13 protein-coding genes, 1 other RNA gene and 2 pseudogenes are annotated in these 19148 nt (G+C 40.6%); 9 read left to right on the top strand and 7 right to left on the bottom strand.

Features of this window, described 5'->3' with window-relative positions:
- Nucleotides 1-94: 94 nt before the first annotated feature.
- Nucleotides 95-505 (top strand): type IV pilin protein, encoded by a 411-nt coding sequence (locus ACU8V8_RS10965; protein ID WP_087532093.1) that lies wholly within the window; start codon nucleotides 95-97, stop codon nucleotides 503-505.
- Nucleotides 506-714: 209 nt separating this feature from the next.
- Here the strand turns inward: ACU8V8_RS10965 and ACU8V8_RS10960 are convergent, their stop codons facing one another.
- Complete coding sequence (locus ACU8V8_RS10960; protein WP_446887500.1) at nucleotides 715-1131, bottom strand: GspH/FimT family pseudopilin; 417 nt, start codon at nucleotides 1129-1131, stop codon at nucleotides 715-717.
- Nucleotides 1132-1195: 64 nt separating this feature from the next.
- A complete protein-coding gene (locus ACU8V8_RS10955; protein WP_290210824.1) occupies nucleotides 1196-1753 on the bottom strand; it encodes a GspH/FimT family pseudopilin in 558 nt (185 codons plus the stop codon).
- A gap of 192 nt (nucleotides 1754-1945) precedes the next feature.
- On the opposite strand from ACU8V8_RS10955, the gene glnB reads away from it, so the two are divergent.
- Nucleotides 1946-2284, top strand: coding sequence for a nitrogen regulatory protein P-II (gene glnB, locus ACU8V8_RS10950; RefSeq protein ID WP_087532096.1), 339 nt, complete (start codon nucleotides 1946-1948; stop codon nucleotides 2282-2284).
- Between the two features lie 84 nt (nucleotides 2285-2368).
- Here the strand turns inward: glnB and ACU8V8_RS10945 are convergent.
- A pseudogene (locus tag ACU8V8_RS10945) lies at nucleotides 2369-3131 on the bottom strand (outer membrane protein assembly factor BamD).
- Nucleotides 3132-3273: 142 nt separating this feature from the next.
- On the opposite strand from ACU8V8_RS10945, the gene rluD reads away from it, so the two are divergent.
- From rluD to clpB, 3 genes are all read left to right on the top strand, one after another.
- Nucleotides 3274-4251: a 23S rRNA pseudouridine(1911/1915/1917) synthase RluD gene (gene rluD, locus ACU8V8_RS10940; protein ID WP_290210826.1), complete on the top strand. Its 978-nt coding sequence runs from the start codon at nucleotides 3274-3276 to the stop codon at nucleotides 4249-4251.
- On the top strand, nucleotides 4251-4982 hold the full coding sequence (gene pgeF, locus ACU8V8_RS10935) for a peptidoglycan editing factor PgeF (RefSeq protein WP_446889626.1): 732 nt from the start codon (nucleotides 4251-4253) through the stop codon (nucleotides 4980-4982). The genes rluD and pgeF overlap by 1 nt, the downstream gene beginning before the upstream one ends.
- Before the next feature lie 97 nt (nucleotides 4983-5079).
- Nucleotides 5080-7656, top strand: a complete 2577-nt coding sequence (clpB, locus tag ACU8V8_RS10930; RefSeq protein ID WP_446887499.1) for an ATP-dependent chaperone ClpB — start codon at nucleotides 5080-5082, stop codon at nucleotides 7654-7656.
- Nucleotides 7657-7722: 66 nt separating this feature from the next.
- Here clpB and ACU8V8_RS10925 read toward each other — a convergent pair whose 3' ends face one another.
- On the bottom strand, nucleotides 7723-8880 hold the full coding sequence (locus tag ACU8V8_RS10925) for a chorismate mutase (protein ID WP_446887498.1): 1158 nt from the start codon (nucleotides 8878-8880) through the stop codon (nucleotides 7723-7725).
- A gap of 360 nt (nucleotides 8881-9240) precedes the next feature.
- On the opposite strand from ACU8V8_RS10925, the pseudogene ACU8V8_RS10920 reads away from it, so the two are divergent.
- Nucleotides 9241-12240: pseudogene (locus ACU8V8_RS10920) on the top strand (bifunctional diguanylate cyclase/phosphodiesterase).
- 87 nt (nucleotides 12241-12327) lie between these two features.
- Here the strand turns inward: ACU8V8_RS10920 and ACU8V8_RS10915 are convergent.
- Nucleotides 12328-13527, bottom strand: coding sequence for an aromatic amino acid transport family protein (locus tag ACU8V8_RS10915; RefSeq protein WP_446887497.1), 1200 nt, complete (start codon nucleotides 13525-13527; stop codon nucleotides 12328-12330).
- Nucleotides 13528-13925: 398 nt separating this feature from the next.
- Here ACU8V8_RS10915 and ACU8V8_RS10910 point away from each other — a divergent pair, with 398 nt between their 5' ends.
- Nucleotides 13926-14828 carry a DMT family transporter gene (locus ACU8V8_RS10910; RefSeq protein WP_446887496.1) on the top strand — a complete coding sequence of 301 codons (903 nt, stop codon included), beginning with the start codon at nucleotides 13926-13928 and terminating at the stop codon, nucleotides 14826-14828.
- Nucleotides 14829-14836: 8 nt separating this feature from the next.
- On the opposite strand, the gene ACU8V8_RS10905 is transcribed toward ACU8V8_RS10910, so the two are convergent.
- Entirely contained in the window at nucleotides 14837-15715 is an 879-nt protein-coding gene (locus ACU8V8_RS10905) for a flagellar protein MotY (protein ID WP_446887495.1), read from the bottom strand.
- A gap of 274 nt (nucleotides 15716-15989) precedes the next feature.
- On the opposite strand from ACU8V8_RS10905, the gene rnt reads away from it, so the two are divergent.
- Nucleotides 15990-16682, top strand: a complete 693-nt coding sequence (gene rnt, locus ACU8V8_RS10900; protein WP_446887494.1) for a ribonuclease T — start codon at nucleotides 15990-15992, stop codon at nucleotides 16680-16682.
- Here the strand turns inward: rnt and ACU8V8_RS10895 are convergent.
- Nucleotides 16666-18291 (bottom strand): DUF342 domain-containing protein, encoded by a 1626-nt coding sequence (locus tag ACU8V8_RS10895; protein WP_446887493.1) that lies wholly within the window; start codon nucleotides 18289-18291, stop codon nucleotides 16666-16668. The two genes, rnt and ACU8V8_RS10895, sit on opposite strands and share 17 nt — an antisense overlap.
- A gap of 289 nt (nucleotides 18292-18580) precedes the next feature.
- On the opposite strand from ACU8V8_RS10895, the gene ssrA reads away from it, so the two are divergent.
- Nucleotides 18581-18936: a transfer-messenger RNA gene (ssrA, locus tag ACU8V8_RS10890) on the top strand.
- Nucleotides 18937-19148: the final 212 nt, after the last annotated feature.

Raw genomic sequence — 19148 nt, 5'->3', positions numbered from 1 at the left:
ATTCGATGCAGTAGGCACTTATGATGGGGTGATTTAGTTTACACCCCACACATAATAATTTTCGGCGTATAATGCAAAATAGATGGTGCGAAGAATGAAAATACAAAAAAATGGTTTTACTTTAATTGAGTTAATGATTACGGTGGCTATATTGGGCATTATCGCATCTGTCGCTCTGCCTAGTTACTTTGAACATGTTAAACGTACAGCTCGCACAGAAGCTATTACTTCATTACTTGATGCTGCAAATAAGCAACAACAGTTTTTTGTTGATAATCGAGTGTATACACAAAGCTTAGAAAACTTGGGTGTGGTATCTCCGACAGAGCATGGATTTTATACCATAAAAGTAAGCGTTGATAATTCTGCGGGCACGTTCAAGATCACTGCTACCCCCGCTGCTGGACCACCACTAAAAGACGACGATTGTAAATCTTTTACTATTGATGACGCCGGACTTAAAACGTCCAAAGGAAGTGCGGATAAAAGTGAGTGCTGGGGGTAATTTCATTTTGGTTTAACGACTTCGCTTGCGCTTGGCATTGCAAATAAACTAAAAAAGGCTAACAAATAAGTAAGCTAGATTTTGCTCAAATACTATTTTGACATTCTTTGGTGTCCTTTAGTGTTATTCTACCTATAGTACTCACCGAAATAGCAATCCCCGGTAAATTTGCTGATTTATAGTCAGCACAATATATAAATGTACCATTATTAAACCCCCCTGGGTGTACCATCAGGGCGGTAAGTGATGGCGTTTCGGGGGTAAGTAAGTTTATCTGACTTATTAATGGCTTCAGTGACAAACATAACAGTGTCATCAGAACCAAAGACTCCAACATCTCCTTTATCAACAAAAACGGTAATACCTTCATGCCAACGACTGCTGTCACATACTGAAGACTTCAATGCACAAACAGTAATTTGGCTATTTAAAGATACCGCATTGTTACGCGCTAAATTCAAGGTTCTTTTTATCAGGTGGCTATAATTTTCAAGGCGAGTTTGTGCAAGAAAAGGCTGCAAGTGAAACAGAGCAAGGTTAGCCATGATAGCGACAATACTCAATACCACCATTGTTTCGAGCAATGTTGTCCCTAATTTTGCTTGGAATTGGGGTGGCTTTCTCATCCTTGAGCTCTTTTGATTACTATTATTCTAATATTAGTTGAGCTTGCTGGAGTTGCAAGCTCAATTAAAGTGCTTTAGCAACACAAGAGTTATTAGTATCTCCATTATATAAAGCGGTACCCGATTGGCTGATTGTTAATGCTTTATTGTTTTCATTGTCTTTATTTGGGCAGTATGTAAATGTACCTGGGTTTGAGGTGATCCGGCCACTTGCATCAAATGTTAATGAAGTATCTCCCGAAAATGTTAATTTACTATTTTCAGATATCTCAGCCATGGCTCTAAGAATTTTGTCTCCTTCTTGTGGATCATAGCCACCATTACTGTTGTCATCGAAAAATACAATGATGGTGCCGTCACTCCAATCTTTAGAGCAGGTCAATTGTGTATTATTTTCTATATTGGTTGTGTCTGCGCTACACACTACGATAAGTGAATCTGTACTGGTGGCTTTTGCGCGGGCAAAATTGATATTGCGTTTTAACTCGAGCAAAAAGTTTTCGGCTCGATTTTCTTCAAGCATATCACTGCTATTCCAAAAAGCGATTGCAGCAACAATGCCAACGATAGCAATAGTGACCATCAATTCTAACAGCGTAAAGCCGTGTTGTATTTGTTTCATATCTACCTCTAAATACTAGGTGACTCATTAACAAGCCATACTAACAACCTATTTTATCACTATGGTTGCTAGATTTTTAATTATCATATCATTGTTGATGATTAAATCACCGTAATTCAATTGCTTTGTTTGCTATGAACTGCAGGATTGTCTAAAATCGACTCAAACAGAATTTAAAAGTAGCAACGAACAATGAAAAAAATAGAAGCAATCATCAAACCTTTTAAACTAGACGACGTACGTGAGGCATTATCAGAAGTCGGTATTACAGGTATGACCGTCAGCGAAGTAAAAGGCTTTGGTCGTCAAAAAGGGCATACCGAGCTTTATCGTGGCGCTGAATACATGGTGGATTTTTTACCGAAAGTAAAACTAGACATTGTGTTAGGTGATGAAAATGTTGACCGTGCCATCGAAGTGATCGTTAAAACTGCGCAAACAGGTAAAATCGGCGATGGTAAAATTTTCGTTACTGATGTTGAGCGTGTTGTGCGTATTCGTACGGCAGAAGAAGACGAAGAAGCTATTTAATGAATTCGGTTTAAGTTAATAAGTCTTCACTTGATATAAAAAAGGCGCTAATCAAATTAGCGCCTTTTTTATATATAATTAAATCTATTTGTTTTTATTCAACTCACGAGTCAATTTAGCGTGCTCACTTAGTTCAGGCAATCCCAGCTTGGAATAGCTTTTTTTCCATCATCTCTAATGCTTCATCTAAATAACTACTTTGTGAATAATGCTCTACAACATATTTACCGCGATTTGCCGCTGCAAGGTATGCTTCGCGCTCATAGTAGTAATCAGCCACTTTTAGTTCATAACGTGCCATTTTATTTAGTAGCCAAACCAAACGACGTTTTGCTTCTGGGGCATAGCCACTGTCAGGGAAGCGATTAACTAAGGTTGATAAATCGGTGAAGGCAACCCGAGTACGGTTAGCATCACGGTCGGCTCTATCTACACCAAAGTATTCTTGGAACGCATTCTCATCCGCTTTAATATTCACTAACCCACGCATGTAATACATGTAATCTAGATCTTTATGATTAGGATTTAAGCGAATAAAGCGGTCAATGGTCGCTAATGCTTGCTCTGTATTACCTGCTTGGTAATGGGCATAGACTAAATCCATTTGTACTTGTTTTGACATTGGGCCAAATGGGTAGCGTGAATCAATGGCACTTAATAGCTCAATTGCACGGGCATAAAGGCCTGAGTCTAATGTTTGTTTAGCGTCTTCATAAAGCGCTTGTGCTGATTTATTAGGAACGCGTTGGATATCTTCTTCATCTGGTGCAGACGAACATGCGCCTAAACCAAGTAATGAAACTGTAAAAACAATGGCGAATGCACGTTTCCCTATTCTATTTATCATTTTATTTGTTACCTTCGATGTCTTCGGCTAGGCCAACTGGGTAAAACCGAGTAAACTATGCTTATTATATAAATGCTTTTATTAAAAGCGATTCTAACCCAGTCGAGCACAGCTTGCACTGGTAAATTGGGTAAAGTTACTAATGTCAGAACAAATTTCTCTTCAAGCCGAGGTGCCAACTGAGTTAGGCGGTAAACGTCTAGACCAAGTATTGGCGCAATTGTTCCCTGATTATTCACGTTCACGTATAAAAACGTGGATTTTGGATGATAAAATCACCGTGGATGGTGAAATTTTCAACACTCCAAGAGAAAAACTCTTAGGTGGCGAAGTGGTCAATGTCGAAACCAGTATCGAAGCGCCACGTGAATATGAAGCGCAAGATATCAAATTAAACATCGTTTATGAAGACGATGATATTTTAGTTATCAATAAACCTATGGGTTTAGTGGTTCACCCAGGCGCAGGTAACCCAGATGGCACAGTATTAAATGCCTTACTGCACCATTACCCAGAGATCATTAACGTACCACGAGCGGGTATTGTGCACCGTCTTGATAAAGACACCACAGGATTAATGGTTGTAGCTAAAACCATTCCTGCACAAACTCATTTAGTGACTGCTTTGCAAAAGCGTGAAAACTTCACTCGTGAATATGAAGCGATTTGTAATGGGACGATGACCGCAGGTGGAATGGTTGAAAAACCAATCGGCCGTCATCCAACTCAACGTACGCATATGGCCGTACATGAGCAGGGAAAACCTGCTATTACGCACTTTCGTGTTGCAGAAAAGTTCCGTGCACATACACGCTTGCGTTTACGTCTAGAAACTGGCCGTACTCACCAAATTCGTGTGCATATGGCGTTTATAAATCATCCATTGATTGGTGATAAAGCTTATGGTGGCCGTCCGCGCCCACCAAAAGGTGCCACACCTGAGTTGTTTGAAATGCTAAGAGCGTTTAACCGTCAAGCATTACATGCGGTTAAGCTGAGTATTGCTCACCCAATCACAGGTGAAATGATGACGTGGCAAGCCCCTATTCCTGACGACATGGTGGCAATGACACACGCATTACGCGAAGACACCAAAGCTAACCCAAATATAGACTTTTAATCGCGATGATCACACCTACATGGCCCGCACCAATAAATATTGGTGCCCTGAGCACCACACGAAAAGGGGGCTACTCAGAAGCCCCATTTAGTAGTTTCAACTTGGGTTTACATGTAGGTGATGATGAACAAAAAGTACTGGCTAACCGTGAGTTATTAGCGAGCCATTTACCGACTAAGCCGGTTTGGTTAAACCAAGTTCATAGCAGCGATGTTGTTATTGTTGATGAGCAGTTTGATCATTCCAAATTAGTGGATGCAGATGCGCTTTTTACTCGTTTGCCAGAGCAACCTTTAGCGATAATGACGGCAGATTGTTTACCCATTCTACTCACCACTGAATGTGGGAGTGAGGTAGCCGCAATTCATGGTGGCTGGCGAGGTTTATATGCTGGCATCATCGCTAACACAATAGCTCTCTTTACGACTCCTTCAGAAAAAATAGTAGCTTGGCTTGGACCTGGTATTGGGGCGCAAAATTTCGAAGTGGGTGAAGAGGTCAAGGCTGCGTTTTGTCAGCTTAGTGCGCAGTATCAACACGCTTTTCAGGCACAAGCTAATGGTAAATATTTAGCCGATATATACGCCATTGCACATGTTCAACTAAACCATTTAGGTATTTTAAAAATTTCAGGTGGTGAGTATTGTACTGTTCACCAGCAAGCGCAGTTTTTTTCATATCGACGAGATGGTAAAACAGGGCGAATGGCTACTTTGATCTGGCGCAAATAATTGTTCATCATTGCGAATATATTACCTTCAAAACCTTGAACAAATCATTAAACATACCCATTAATAAAGTAATTAGTTTTTTTAATAGGTACCCCTCATGCGTTTAGATAGATTTACCAGTAAATTTCAATCTGCGCTTTCTGATGCGCAATCATTAGCACTTGGCCGCGACCATCAGTTTATTGAGCCTGTTCACTTGATGTACTCATTGTTACAACAAAGCGGCTCTAGTGTGCGAGCTTTATTAGCACAAGCAGGCGTTAGCGCGGATGAGCTTAATACTAAACTGTCAAAAGAAATTGAAAAGTTATTCAAAGTGGAAGGTGTAGGCGGTGATGTTCAACTGTCTAACAACATGGTTTCGCTGATTAACTTATGTGATAAATATGCGCAAAAGCGTAAAGATAAGTTTATCTCCAGCGAATTATTTGTACTTGCCGCCTGTGAAGACAAAGGTCCTCTTGGTGATATTTTCCGTGCTTTGAATGTAACAGCGAGTAAAATTGAAGCGGCAATTGAAGCGATTCGCGGCGGCCAAAAAGTAGATGACCCTAATGCTGAAGAAACCCGTCAAGCCCTGAAAAAGTTTACTATTGATCTCACTGAGCGTGCGGAGCAAGGTAAGCTTGATCCTGTGATCGGCCGCGATGATGAAATTCGCCGAACCATTCAGGTATTACAACGCCGCACCAAAAATAACCCGGTATTAATTGGTGAGCCCGGTGTAGGGAAAACAGCCATTGCCGAAGGGTTAGCGCAGCGTATTATTAATGGCGAAGTGCCAGAAGGACTAAAAAACAAGCGCGTATTATCACTTGATTTAGGTGCGCTGGTGGCAGGAGCTAAATACCGCGGTGAGTTTGAAGAGCGATTAAAATCAGTATTGAATGAGCTAGCTAAAGAAGAAGGCCAAGTTATTCTATTTATTGATGAAATACATACTATGGTTGGCGCTGGTAAAACCGATGGTGCCATGGATGCCGGTAATATGTTAAAGCCTGCACTTGCTCGTGGTGAATTACACTGCGTGGGCGCAACAACCCTTGATGAATATCGCCAATACATTGAAAAAGATGCCGCTCTTGAGCGCCGCTTTCAAAAAGTACTTGTTGAAGAGCCGTCGGTTGAAGACACTATCGCTATTTTGCGAGGCTTAAAAGAGCGCTATGAATTACATCACAGTGTTGATATTACCGATCCTGCAATCGTAGCTGCGGCGCATTTATCACATCGCTATATTAGCGACAGGCAACTTCCTGATAAAGCGATTGATTTAATTGACGAAGCGGGTTCTTCAATTCGTTTGCAAATAGATTCAAAGCCCGAATCTTTAGATAAATTAGAGCGTCGTATTATTCAGTTAAAACTGGAAGATAACGCCCTTGCCAAAGAAAAAGATGAAGCAAGCCAAAAACGTCGTACAGAGATGCAAGAGCTTATCGGTGAACTTGAATCACAATACCGTGAACTTGATGAAGTGTGGAATGCAGAAAAAGCCTCTTTACAAGGCACTCAAGTAATCAAAGCGGAGCTTGAACAAGCGCGTTTAGATTTAGAAGTAGCACGACGTGCAACCGATTTACAACGTATGTCGGAGTTACAATATGGGCGTATTCCCGATCTAGAGCGCAAACTTGATTTAGCCTCACAAGCTGAAATGCAAGATATGAGCTTGCTAAAAAACCAAGTTGGTGAAGATGAAATTGCTGAAATTTTATCGCGTTGGACAGGTATTCCCGTATCTAAAATGCTACAAGGTGAGCGGGAAAAATTATTACAAATGGAAGATCAACTCCATGCTAAAGTGATAGGACAAGATGAAGCGGTTGTCGCTGTTTCAAATGCAATTCGCCGTTCACGTGCAGGGCTTGCTGATCCCAACCGTCCAATTGGCTCGTTTTTATTTTTAGGGCCAACAGGGGTCGGTAAAACAGAGTTGACCAAAGCGCTTGCTACGTACATGTTTGATACTGAAAGCGCTATGATACGTATTGATATGTCAGAATTTATGGAAAAACACTCAGTTGCGCGTTTAGTGGGAGCACCTCCGGGCTATGTTGGGTATGAAGAAGGCGGTTATTTAACAGAAGCTGTGCGACGTCGCCCTTACTCTGTCATCTTGCTTGATGAAGTAGAAAAAGCGCACCCTGATGTATTTAATATTTTACTGCAAGTATTAGATGATGGCCGCTTAACTGACGGGCAGGGGCGCACGGTTGACTTTAAAAACACCGTGATCATTATGACCTCAAATCTTGGCTCAGATATTATTCAAGAGCAGGCGGGAAGTAATGATTATGATACGCTCAAAGAAAAAGTGATGGGTGTTTTAGTGAGCCAATTTCGACCAGAGTTTATCAATCGGATTGATGAAACGGTGGTGTTCCACCCATTGGCGAATGAGCATATTAAAGAGATTGCCGATATTCAGTTAACTAAATTACGAGAGCGCTTAACTGAAATGGGGTATTTATTAGATATTAGCGATGCAGCTTTAGAGCGGATTGCAGCCAGCGGTTTTGATCCAGTTTATGGGGCACGACCACTGAAACGAGCTATTCAACATACCATTGAGAATCCACTGGCTCAAAAACTGCTAGCAGGTGAGTATCAAAGTGGCAGTATGATAGTGATAGATGCCGATGAAAATGGACTGATATTCAGCGCACGCTAGTGGTATGAATTATCAAATATTAAGGCCAGCAATTAGCTGGCCTTAAATTATTTTAATTTACTAAATTTAAGCCTCAACACTCACCGCTTGTAATGACTCACTTTGATAGCAGCCAAGTACACGTACGTATTGCGTGTGTTCTTTCAGCTGCTCTAAAGCGTGCTGCACGTGGCTATCTACTAAGTTGGCTTCTAAATCAACATAGAATACTTCTTCCCATGGGTTTCCAGGCACTGGGCGAGACTCAAGTTTCACAAGATTGATATTGTGTTCTTTGAAAATCATTAACGCATCGGCCAATGAACCGGCTTGTTGCTTAGTGGCCATAATCAAACTGGTTTTCGTTGGAATTTGCTTTGACACTTGAAGTGGTTGGCGAGCGACGACGATGAAACGACTGTGATTTTCACGCTGGTTGGCAAGGCCTGATTTTAATACTTCTAACCCGACATGCTTGCCTGCTTGGGCTGAGCCTATCGCGGCACTATTTGGTGTATCAAGGGCTGATTGTAACGCACTGGAGGTCGAGTCAGAGGTTTCATGTTGAATATCACCTAAGCCTTGTAAAAACCGACTACATTGCGCAAAAGGTTGTGGATGAGCAAAGATTTTAGTTAATTTGCTGAGCTCTGTATCAGGTGAGGCTAATAAACAATGTTCAACACTGTGAGTTACTTCGCCCACGATGGATACTTGTGCATGTTGCAGTAAGTCAAATACTTCATTAATACTACCTGAGCTGGTGTTTTCGATGGGCAATAAACCAAAATCGGCTTGGCCGCTTTCTACATTACCAGTGATTTGTTCGAAACTTGCACAGCCAAGTTCAACCAGTTTGCCAGGACGACGACTAAAGTACTTATGACAGGCTAATTGACTGTATGTGCCTTGGCCACCTAAATAAGCAACACGGTGAGTTTCGCTCATTGCATCAGGGTTTAAATTCTTTTGTAGCATAGCTTGCTGATTAAGGACTGAATCTTCTAAGATAGTTTGGAATACGTTATTGACATAGTAGGCATCTAATCCCAAGGATTTACCGTAACCAATTAATTTTTCAAGTAAAGCTTGCTCACGCGCTTCATCACGAATCGGTTTGTTATTAGCTATTTTATACTCTACTACGCCATGACTAATACGGCGGCGCTTGGCAAGTAGCACAAGCAGGTCTGAATCAATCTCATTGATATCATGTCTGAGCGAATTTAGTACATCATTTGTCATTTGGGTTCCTCATTCCAAAAGTTACCTTAAAAAGGCAAAAACAAAAAAGCCTCCCAGTTGGGAGGCTTTGCTATTCGGTTGATTTAATCTCGCAAACAGGTAAGCCTCTTCTATTTGATAAAGAAGCTAAAAAAAGAAAATGTGAAAAGCGAGAATTTTATGTTCATGCTTTAAATGTATGGAGACTAGGCTATAAAGTCAACACTCTATTGTCTTTAATCGGGCAATTGAAGTCGTTTATTCGTAGAATTGAGTTTTTTTATGAATATTTACAAAAAATTTATAAATCTAAATAGGGATCTGGTATATTTCTGAGTGTCGATTCAAATAATAACAATTATTAATAAATAAGGTTGGCTTGTGGTGTATAGACGCCCACCATCACGTTTTGGTGTTAATTCATTAAGTATGAAACTGTCGCTGTTAATTTCAGCGATTTGTTTGATCGCCGGCATTTGTGCGGCTGCACTAATGCTTAAATCTGAAGAAAAACAACTCGTGTTTGAAGAACACGAAGTGCTGAAGCTATCTAGCGAACGTTTGAACCAGCAATTTAATAACCTAGTGAAAACAAAGGTTAATATTGCAGAGCAAGCGAATACAGTTGTATCGAGTCAACTTTTCTATAATTCTTCTCAATTGGCAAGCAGCCAAAATGCTAAATTAAGTTTTGATGCAGATGGCAGTATTCGTAGCGCGTCAGAAGACGGGTTGTCAGCAGCTTTTTTACCGCAGCAAGAGTTCACTCCGTTTTATAAAAAACTAATTAATGATTCTGAGTCATTATGGAAAATAGTTTCCCCACTTTGATCCAAGATTTTTTTAACTTTTATCTGATCTCAAAAGATAATTTTATCCGTATTGCGCCACCTAATTGGGCACTTAATGTTGCCAGTGAGCACCAGTTTACTGATGGCAGCAGTTTTAACTACGCTAAAGAAGCACTAAACCCAACGCGCGAAGCCGTATGGTCACAAGTTTATTATGATCAAATCTGGCATAAATGGGTTATTAGTGTATTGGTGCCAATTTATATTAATAATGAGTTTTTTGGCGTTACAGGCAGTGATCTGGCTCTTGAAACATTAATATCGCAACTTCCCGTAGGTGATAACGATCAGCACTTGTTTGTATTTGACAGTAAAGGCCAACTACTTGCGCATCCAAAGTTGACCAAAAATAAGTACGAACAATATGGCCAAGCTGGTCAACCCCTACGTACCAGTGATTTTGTTAATACAGATTTACAACAGCTTATAAATCAAACGATTAAAATGAAATTGCCAAAAAATGCTGATTCATTTATTCAAGATGGTGAAACCCACATTATTAATATCCGTAAAGTTGAGCACTTAGATTGGTATATCGGTATTTATAAAAAGCGTTCTTCGGCGCTATCTGCGTTGCAAGAACTTAAAGTAAAGTTTTTTGGTTTATTTATTTTATATGCCATTTTAGTCGCTTTGCTATTGCACCAAGCGTTGTATCAACTTGTTTTACGCCGAATCCACTCTTTAGTGCATGCAGTCACGAGTTTTGGTAAAGGACACTTACAAATTGAATTTCCAAAAGAAAATAAAGACGAAATAGGTACTTTAAATGGTTCCTTTCGTGATATGGCGGTGGAGATCCGTAAACTTATTGATGGTTTAAATCAGCGGATCACTGAAAAAGAAATCGCAGAAAAAGCGGCAAATAGACTTTCAAAGGCTGTAGCGTTCTCTGGCACTGGGGTAGTGATAACCGATCATAATTTTGTGATTGAGTACGTTAATCCAAAAATGCTAGAAATGACCAAATTTAGCGAAAAGCACTTTATGCAGTCGCCACTGTTAAGCATTATTGCTGATGAAATGGCTATTTTGGTGGATGACATAGATATAGATCTACGCAGCCGAAATTATTGGCGCGGTGATACCTTAATACAAGGGTTAGATAAAGCGCCTATCTGGGTTTCATTGAGTATTTCGCCTATTCGTGAAGAGGGTGGGGGAGATCACCAGTTATGTGGCATCTGCTCAAGATATTTCGTTCGTAAAAGAAAGCCAGCGCAAAATGGAGCAATTAGCATACTTTGATACCTTAACTGGGCTGGCAAATCGTACCTTTTTTAGAATGCAATTACGTAAATCAATGGCACTTGCTGAGCGCGGACATTATGCATTTGCGTTATTTTATTTTGATTTAGACGAGTTTAAACGGATAAACGATACACTTGGCCACGATGCTGGTGATCAATTGCTCGTTGAAGTGGCAAACCGGTTGAAAAAACGCTTGCGTGCTGAAGATACAATAGCTCGTTTAGGCGGCGACGAATTTGCTGTACTACTCAGTGGCATTGAACAACAAGAGCACGCCACAGAGGTGGCCAATACAATACAAAGAACACTAAATGAGCCTATTATGTTAGGCAATAATGAAGTGATTATAAGTGCCAGTATCGGAATTACAATGGCACCATACGATAGTCAAGAAGAAGATCAGCTATTAAAACATGCTGATTTAGCAATGTATGAGGCGAAAGCAAAAGGGCGAAATACTTTTCACTTCTATAGCCAAGAGCTTAACGCTGCTGCTAATGAACGTTTATTTATTGAAAATGAATTACGCTTAGCAATTAAAGAGCGTCAGTTTCTACTATATTATCAACCACAGGTAGATTGTAGAACGCAGCAAGTTACGGGCTACGAAGCATTAATTCGTTGGTTCCACCCAACCGAAGGCATGATCCCGCCGACTAAGTTTATCCCTATTGCTGAAGCAACAGGCCTAATTGTTGAGCTTGGTGCATGGGTGCTACAAGAAGCCTGTGAGTTTGCTGCAAGGTTAGCCAGACAAGAACGTGAAAATAATATTTCTATCAACCTCTCTGCGCGCCAATTTAAAGACGCTAACCTAGTACCACTACTTGCCTCTATTATTGAGAAAACACAAGTCCCAGCAAAACGCTTGCACTTAGAACTAACCGAAAGCATGTTAATGGGCAATGTTGAAGCTGCGATATTACAACTTCATCAACTTAAAGACTTGGGGATTTCTATATCGATTGACGATTTTGGTACGGGTTATTCGTCATTGAGTTACTTAAAACGTTTCCCTGTTGATATATTAAAAGTTGACCGTTCATTTGTAAAAGATATTCCAGATGACTCCAATGATATGGAAATTACCGCAGCAATCATCGCGATGGCGCAAAAGCTTAAGCTAGATGTTGTTGCCGAAGGAGTAGAAACGGTTGAGCAGGTTGAGTTTTTACAGAACAATAACTGCTTCATTGTGCAAGGTTACTATTATAGCCCACCCATTGCAGAAAGAGAGCTACCAGCGTTATTTGAAAGGCTTAGTACTAAACTTAAATAAGCGAGACTTGTATTTTATTGACAAAAAAGGCACTCAATGTGCCTTTTTTGTTGTTATAGGAAAGTGTAAATATTTGCAGTTAACCAGTTAACCAATAGCAGGAATTAAACCAGCCATTTGCAGGCCTTGTGCGCTTATTATTAACACACCGCATAGCCCTGCAATCGCAAGTCCTAAGTTTCCTCCTTTAACATTGTAGCCAGCATATTCGCTTTTACGTTGTTGGTATACCATGGCGACGGGTAAAAATACGGCCAAAATGACGAGTGCTATCGCTGCGTAGCCAAGCGCCATGATAAAGCCCTGCGGGTAGAAAAGGGCAAAACCTAAAGGTGGAATAAAAGTAATCAAGGCGGTTTTAATACGGTCTTTACTTCCATCGCCTTTTTTAAATGCATCAGCAAAAAAATCGAACAAGCCTAAACTTACCCCTAAAAACGAAGTGGCTAAGGCTAAATCGGCAAATAAATTAACGGCCGTTGAAACCGCTGAATTATTGGCAATATTGGCCATGCTCGTCACAAAACCGGGTAAACCCGTGCTGGTTAAAAGCTCAGCTTGACTCATCATACCTTGGCTAATTAGTTGCCAAAAAATATAAATAACGAGTGGCAGTGCAGCACCTGCGATCATAACGCGACGCAGTGTTTTAATATCCAAGCCAACGTATTTAACGATAGAAGGAATGGATCCATGAAAACCAAAAGAGGTAAACACAACCGGAATGGCTGAGAGAATAAGCCCTTGCTCGATGGGCATTTCAAGTAAATGCTGGCCATGGACATAAGGAGTAAGCATGTAAAATAGGCTCGCAAGTACAATTATTTTAATACTAAATAACACCCGATTAAGTTTATCGACCTTACTTGTGCCAAGGGTGACCACGGTGCCAATAACAACCGCAAGTATAATAGAGCCAATTTGTGGTGCTAGTTCTAAGTTTAGCCCAGAATTTATCTTTTCTTGTAATTGAGCACCACCCCCTGCGATATACGCAGCGCATAATGCGTAGAATAAAAACATCACAGAAAAATTAGCTACGTATTGGCCACGCTTACCAAGCCACGATTTTGCTAACGTATTTAATGTTGCATCGCGCTCAGCATGCTGGTGTAACTCGAGCATAAGTAATGCGGTGTACGTCATCAATAACCATGTAGCGACTATCAATGTAAGGGCGGTTGTAAACCCAAGTCCTGCACTTGCAATCGGTAGCGCCAACATACCTGCGCCTATAGTGGTACCTGCAACAATTAACATGCTGCCTATTGTTTTATTTTTAAGCACTTTTTGCCTCTAAAACTTCGTGAGAGGCAAGCAAGATATAACTAGTTGGCGCAAACTTAAATAGTTTTGTTATAAATCAAAGAAATTAAATGTAACTTATGATTTACATGTGCAATACAGTGCTTAATTTATTCACTGAAACCTAATTTATGTTGACTTATTAACCAAGTCTGATATTTGTATAGATATATTCTTATTTTTACAGATTTTTTAGTAGATAATTAAATGCAACTAACTAACCGAGTACCTTCAATTTTGTGCCCATGGCTGACCCTATCAGTGATGCGCTCATGTATGGGTCGCGGTAAAATATAGTTTTTATTTTAACCGCGGTATAACGCGGTTAGAATCCTCTTTTTCTCTTCTGTGTTGTACCGCTTCCATAAAGGAATAGCCGGGTGAACGTCAAAGTATCTTATTTGTTTATGGTGTTGATATGGTCAACAACACCGCTAGGCATCGTATTTAGCAGTGAAACAGTTGCTCCAACCCTTGCGGTGCTTATGCGCATGCTTATTGGCTTGGTGTTAGCGGCGTTTGTCGTATCGATTGCAAATGTGCGTATTCCTTGGCATCGTCGGGCTTGTTTTTTATATGTCTATTCTAGTATTGGTATTTATGGTGGCATGCTACTTAGTTATATGGCAGCTAAAACGGTGCCGTCAGGGTTAATCTCATTAACTTTTGGCTTAGCACCTATTTTATCTGGTCTACTGGCTCAGCGGTTATTAAACGAACCTAAGTTCAGCGCAATAAAGCTCATTGCATTGGCTTTTGCATTAATCGGTTTGTACTTGGTCAGTCAAAGGCATATTCAAGGCTCATTAATGCAAATGCAAGGGCTGCTATTTGTATTTTTGGCTGTCTGCTTTTTTAGTTTAAGTGGTGTCATGATCAAACGCGTTAAAATTGCGATACACCCAATGGCCACAACATTTGGTGCTCTGATATTTGTAACCCCCTTATTCTTTATTACTTGGTGGTTGCTTGATGGTGAACTCAATAGTGCGCTTTGGTCGGCTAAATCATTATGGTCAATAGTCTATTTAGGGGTGTTTGGCTCGTTAATTGGCGCGCTTGCTTATTTTCATGTTCTGCAAAAGTTAGCAGCAAGCACAGTAGCATTAACCACGCTCATCACACCTAGCTTCGCTATTGCTTTAGGAGCATGGTTAAACAACGAACCTGTAGATCTGCAACTCATTATGGGAGCTGTAATAATCTTGGTAAGTTTAGCTGTATTTCAATTTGGCGAAGGGTGGTTCAGCAAAAGAGGCAAGTTAAAAAAACAAGCCTCATAAGATTAAGCTTACATTTTTGCTATTTGAATAATTAAACGGCGGTTTTTATCTCGGCCTAAAATATTGTCATTTGTTGCAACATGGCGCTTTTCACCAAAGCCTTGTGTTTCAACTTTTGACTCATCAATACCTAAACTAACCATATAATCTTTAATTGCTTTGGCGCGCTTTTTAGATAATTCTAAATTGTTCCAACGCCCACCATAGCTATCAGTGTATGAATCGATAGAAATTGAAGCGATACTGGTATCGTGTTTTAAATACTCAGCTATTTTATCTAAGCGCTGTTGTGATGATTTAGTTAGTGTGCTGGTATTGGGTTGGTAATTCATCACTGTAAATGAAATATCTTCAAAGCTGTATGGGAGTAACTCATCACGACATTGCAAAAAAGCCCAGTAAGCTTGTTTAAAATTAATACTTGATAGGCCGACGGCAATTTTGTCGGCACTATTTTGCCAGTCTTGATAATAAAAAGTAGGGTAGTAACCTTTTTCTAGCTCCGTGAGCATTTCCCATGCTGTTTTATTGCCAAGCTCACCGTCAAATTTTCGCAGTAACTTCATATTAGCTATATCACGCGCAGCAAGGCCGGCTCGCCAAGAGGGCGGCACTGCTTTTAGTCCTGCGATGCTGTAATTATCTGGCCTAACCACCATATCTAAGTTAAACAACACATCTTTGTTCTTACTCGCCGTGGTGCTAAATATGGCTTCGCCGTAGTAAGGAACTTCATGATTTAACTGACATTGTAAGCGAGTGGTTTTTACCACCTCCCATTGTGAGGTATCGGCATCGGCACTGTATTGGCGCATCGCAGCATCTGCCAAGCTACTCGAGAGTAGGGCAATTGTTGTGATACCAAAAGATAAGGATGATAACTTCACAGCAGAGTTCTCCAACAATATTAACTTTTCTATGTGCTTTATAGCGTGCCAAAATTTTGGCTTAATGAACCAGTATAAGAGCCTGTTTATCAAAAACGGCAGACTTTATAAGGCGACGGGCTTAGTTTAGTAATGTATAAGCCTAACTAATACAACTAAGAGATAAGCAATATACATGCCTATAATTTATCATGTAATAAATCCTTTAACCCCTAGCCTAGAGGGCATCAATTTTGTCATAATAGAAGGCTTACATCCATAAACCAAGAAGACTATGGCAAATACTGAACAAACACTTTTCGCAAAACGCTTTCGTGGCTTTTTCCCTGTTGTTATTGACGTTGAAACTGCGGGCTTTAATAAAGAAACCGATGCGCTACTAGAAATTGCGGTCTCTATTTTAAAAATGGATGACGAAGGCTTGTTAAGTATTGATCACACGGTTCATTTTCATGTTCAACCATTCGAAGGTGCCAATATTGAACAGGCAGCCATTGAATTTAACGGTATTGATCCTTTTTCACCACTTCGTGGCGCAGTTCCTGAAGACGAAGCAATAAAAGGAGTCTGTAAAGCAGTACGTAAAGCGCAAAAAGCAGCGGGCTGTCAGCGCTCTGTGGTTGTGGCACATAATGCGGCATTTGATCATGGCTTTTTAAATGCAGCCATTGAGCGTAATAATATTAAGCGCACACCGTTTCATCCGTTTGTCAGTTTTGACACAACCTCTTTAGCTGGGCTTGCTCTTGGTCAAACCGTACTCGCTAAAGCGTGCCGTGCTGCGGGGATTGAATTTGATAACAAACAAGCTCACTCAGCACTTTACGATACAGAGCGCACAGCTGAGTTATATTGTTTAATAGTGAATCGTTGGCAGCAATTAGGTGGTTGGCCGCTAGCTGAAATTGAAGACGAATCAGATACTGAAGCATCAACGCAAGACTCAGCCGCTAAAACGACTGAGTAATTTTTCCTTCACTCATTTTTACTAAATGAGGCGGGTAAATACGGGAAAAGTTTTTTGAGTCTTTTGCTATTTTTAATTCCACACCTGGGTGCATTAGCTCATTAACTTTTACTCGGCTGGTTGCTAAAAGCTGCGCTATTTTGGTTTTAATTAAATGCTTCTTACGCTTAATATGCGCAATTCTTATATTTATTTGCTCTTCACTGGCCGCTATTTTAGTTAAAAATAGTTGTCTCTTATCGGCTGCGGGAATTTTAACTGCTTTTTTACGCGCTTGTTTAAGTGATGCGGCTTTTGTAGCCAGTAGCTTTTCAAAGTCAGAGACTTGAATCTGTTTTTGTCGTAAGTCATGCCAATATTGGGCGAGGTGTACCTTAGTTTTAGTACCAGAAGGCGCACCGAGTTCGCCAGTTTCAATACGCATTGCATTTAAAATACTACCACCAATAATTTTACCCTTGGGGTTATTCGCTTTACCAACCCTAATTAACCGCCGCGCACTTAAATCGCAGTGGAGAGCTTGGCGATCAATAAACAAATCTTGTTGCCCCTCAATAAAACAATATTGGGCGTATCCTAATGAGATTGTTCGTGCAGCTTTTATCTTACATGTAAACTCATCACCCTCTTCACGCTTTCGGCCAATTGCACCTAGCAGCACGGTGACTGCACTGGCACTGTCTATTTTGCCTGATTCAACAAAGCCTAATACAGTAACGTCACCGCTGGCGCGTACACGCATACCGTCTTTTATATCGCCACTGATAATGACACTGCCATCAAAATCAACATGACCAGTACCAATATCAACGTTATCAAAACATAATACGTCATCAACACGCATGCCACGTGGTAATGCAACGGGTACACCTTTACTATCAGCAATAAGCATATTAGGGTTATCAGGGTCGAGTTTAGTTCCTTCAAAGGGCTGTAGAGGAAGGTCTTTACCTGGGCAAGCAGCAATGGTGTCACCAAACACAGTGTAACCATCTTCACCTTGAGTTGCCGCTATGCGCTGCATTAATGGGGTACCAGGTTTTACAGTGATTATGGCGCCTAAATCACGCATATCAACTTTGCCACCTTCCTTTGCTTGTGGGCTTAAAACACGGTCTTGTGCTGTTGAACATAAGCGAACAAATTTAGCATCGCTACCTTCTTTAGGTCTGCGGCCATGAGCTACAATCGCGCTATACGAAGCCCCTGCGGGTTTTTCAAATTGTTGACCTAAAAAGCTATCTAATGCACGTTGGCTGATCCCTTGAATAACTCCCGCTTCGAGTAGCGCATCACGGGCATTATCCAGAGACATCAATTGACCACCTCGGGCTGTAGTTAAGGTGGCTTCAGCAACCATATTTTTTTCATCAATTTGAATGAGTAGCGAGGCGTCCACCGCACGCGCAATAATCAATGAATCAGCTTGATAATTACTATTTGGAGCAAACAGTTTGCCAATATTAGCACTGACTACTTCAAAGTCGGCGTACTGAGATTGTTCTAATAATTCTATTAACTGCGAGCTAGTAACAGGGAAACCACTGTTTTTTGGGTGCTCAGCAAGCGCAACAAAACCCGTTTGGGGATCATGATTAAACAGCGACATTTATAACATCCTTTAGAATATGCCTGTTTTTATTATTAATTACTCACCGAGATGCTTAATTTAAAAGTTTTAATACAAAATGGTGGTTTAGTATGCTATTTGAGCACAGCTATGCTGGTTTGTTAAGTAATTGTTTATTTTATTTTGCAGGACAATGCATAATTCACATTTTGTGTTTAATTAATCACCACTTAGTGGGAGCTAATAAAATAAAGCTCTGAAGAGTCTTGAGTATCAGCACCTTAGTCAGTTATACTGCTTGCACACTCTGAATGAGTTTACTAATTCAGGGGCTGATTAGGATTCGACGGAATTCAAGAAGCCCGAGGTGCATGTCGAGGTGCGGTTTGCCTCGTAAAAAAGCCGCAATTTAAAGTAATCGCAAACGACGATAACTACTCTCTAGCAGCTTAGGCTGGCTAGCGCTCCTTCCATGTATTCTTGTGGACTGGATTCTGGAGTGTCACCCTAACACCTGATCGCGACGGAAACCCTGGCCGGGGTTGAAGCGTTAAAACTAAGCGGCCTCGCCTTTATTTACCGTGTTTGTCCGGGACTTAAAGGTTAATTAAATGACAATACTAAACATGTAGTACCGACGGTCGAGGCTTTTCGGACGGGGGTTCAAATCCCCCAGCTCCACCAATAAAGGTTTTTAAATTCGTTGATTTGAAAACCATAAAAAACCCACCAATTTGAGCAATCAGGTTGGTGGGTTTTTTTATGCTTATAGCGAGGTGTTTTATTGTTTGAAAAGCTGGTGGCTTGTTGCTCTTTGTTGTAATAAGCGTTTTATTTTACTGCTGCTTTGGCTACTCGCTTGTTGTTTTTAATCATGCTAACGTCATTATTCTGTT

It is taken from the genome of Pseudoalteromonas sp. SaAl2 (assembly GCF_052947895.1).
Note: the sequence above shows the minus strand (reverse complement) of the source record. Positions and strands in the feature narration are given on the sequence as shown.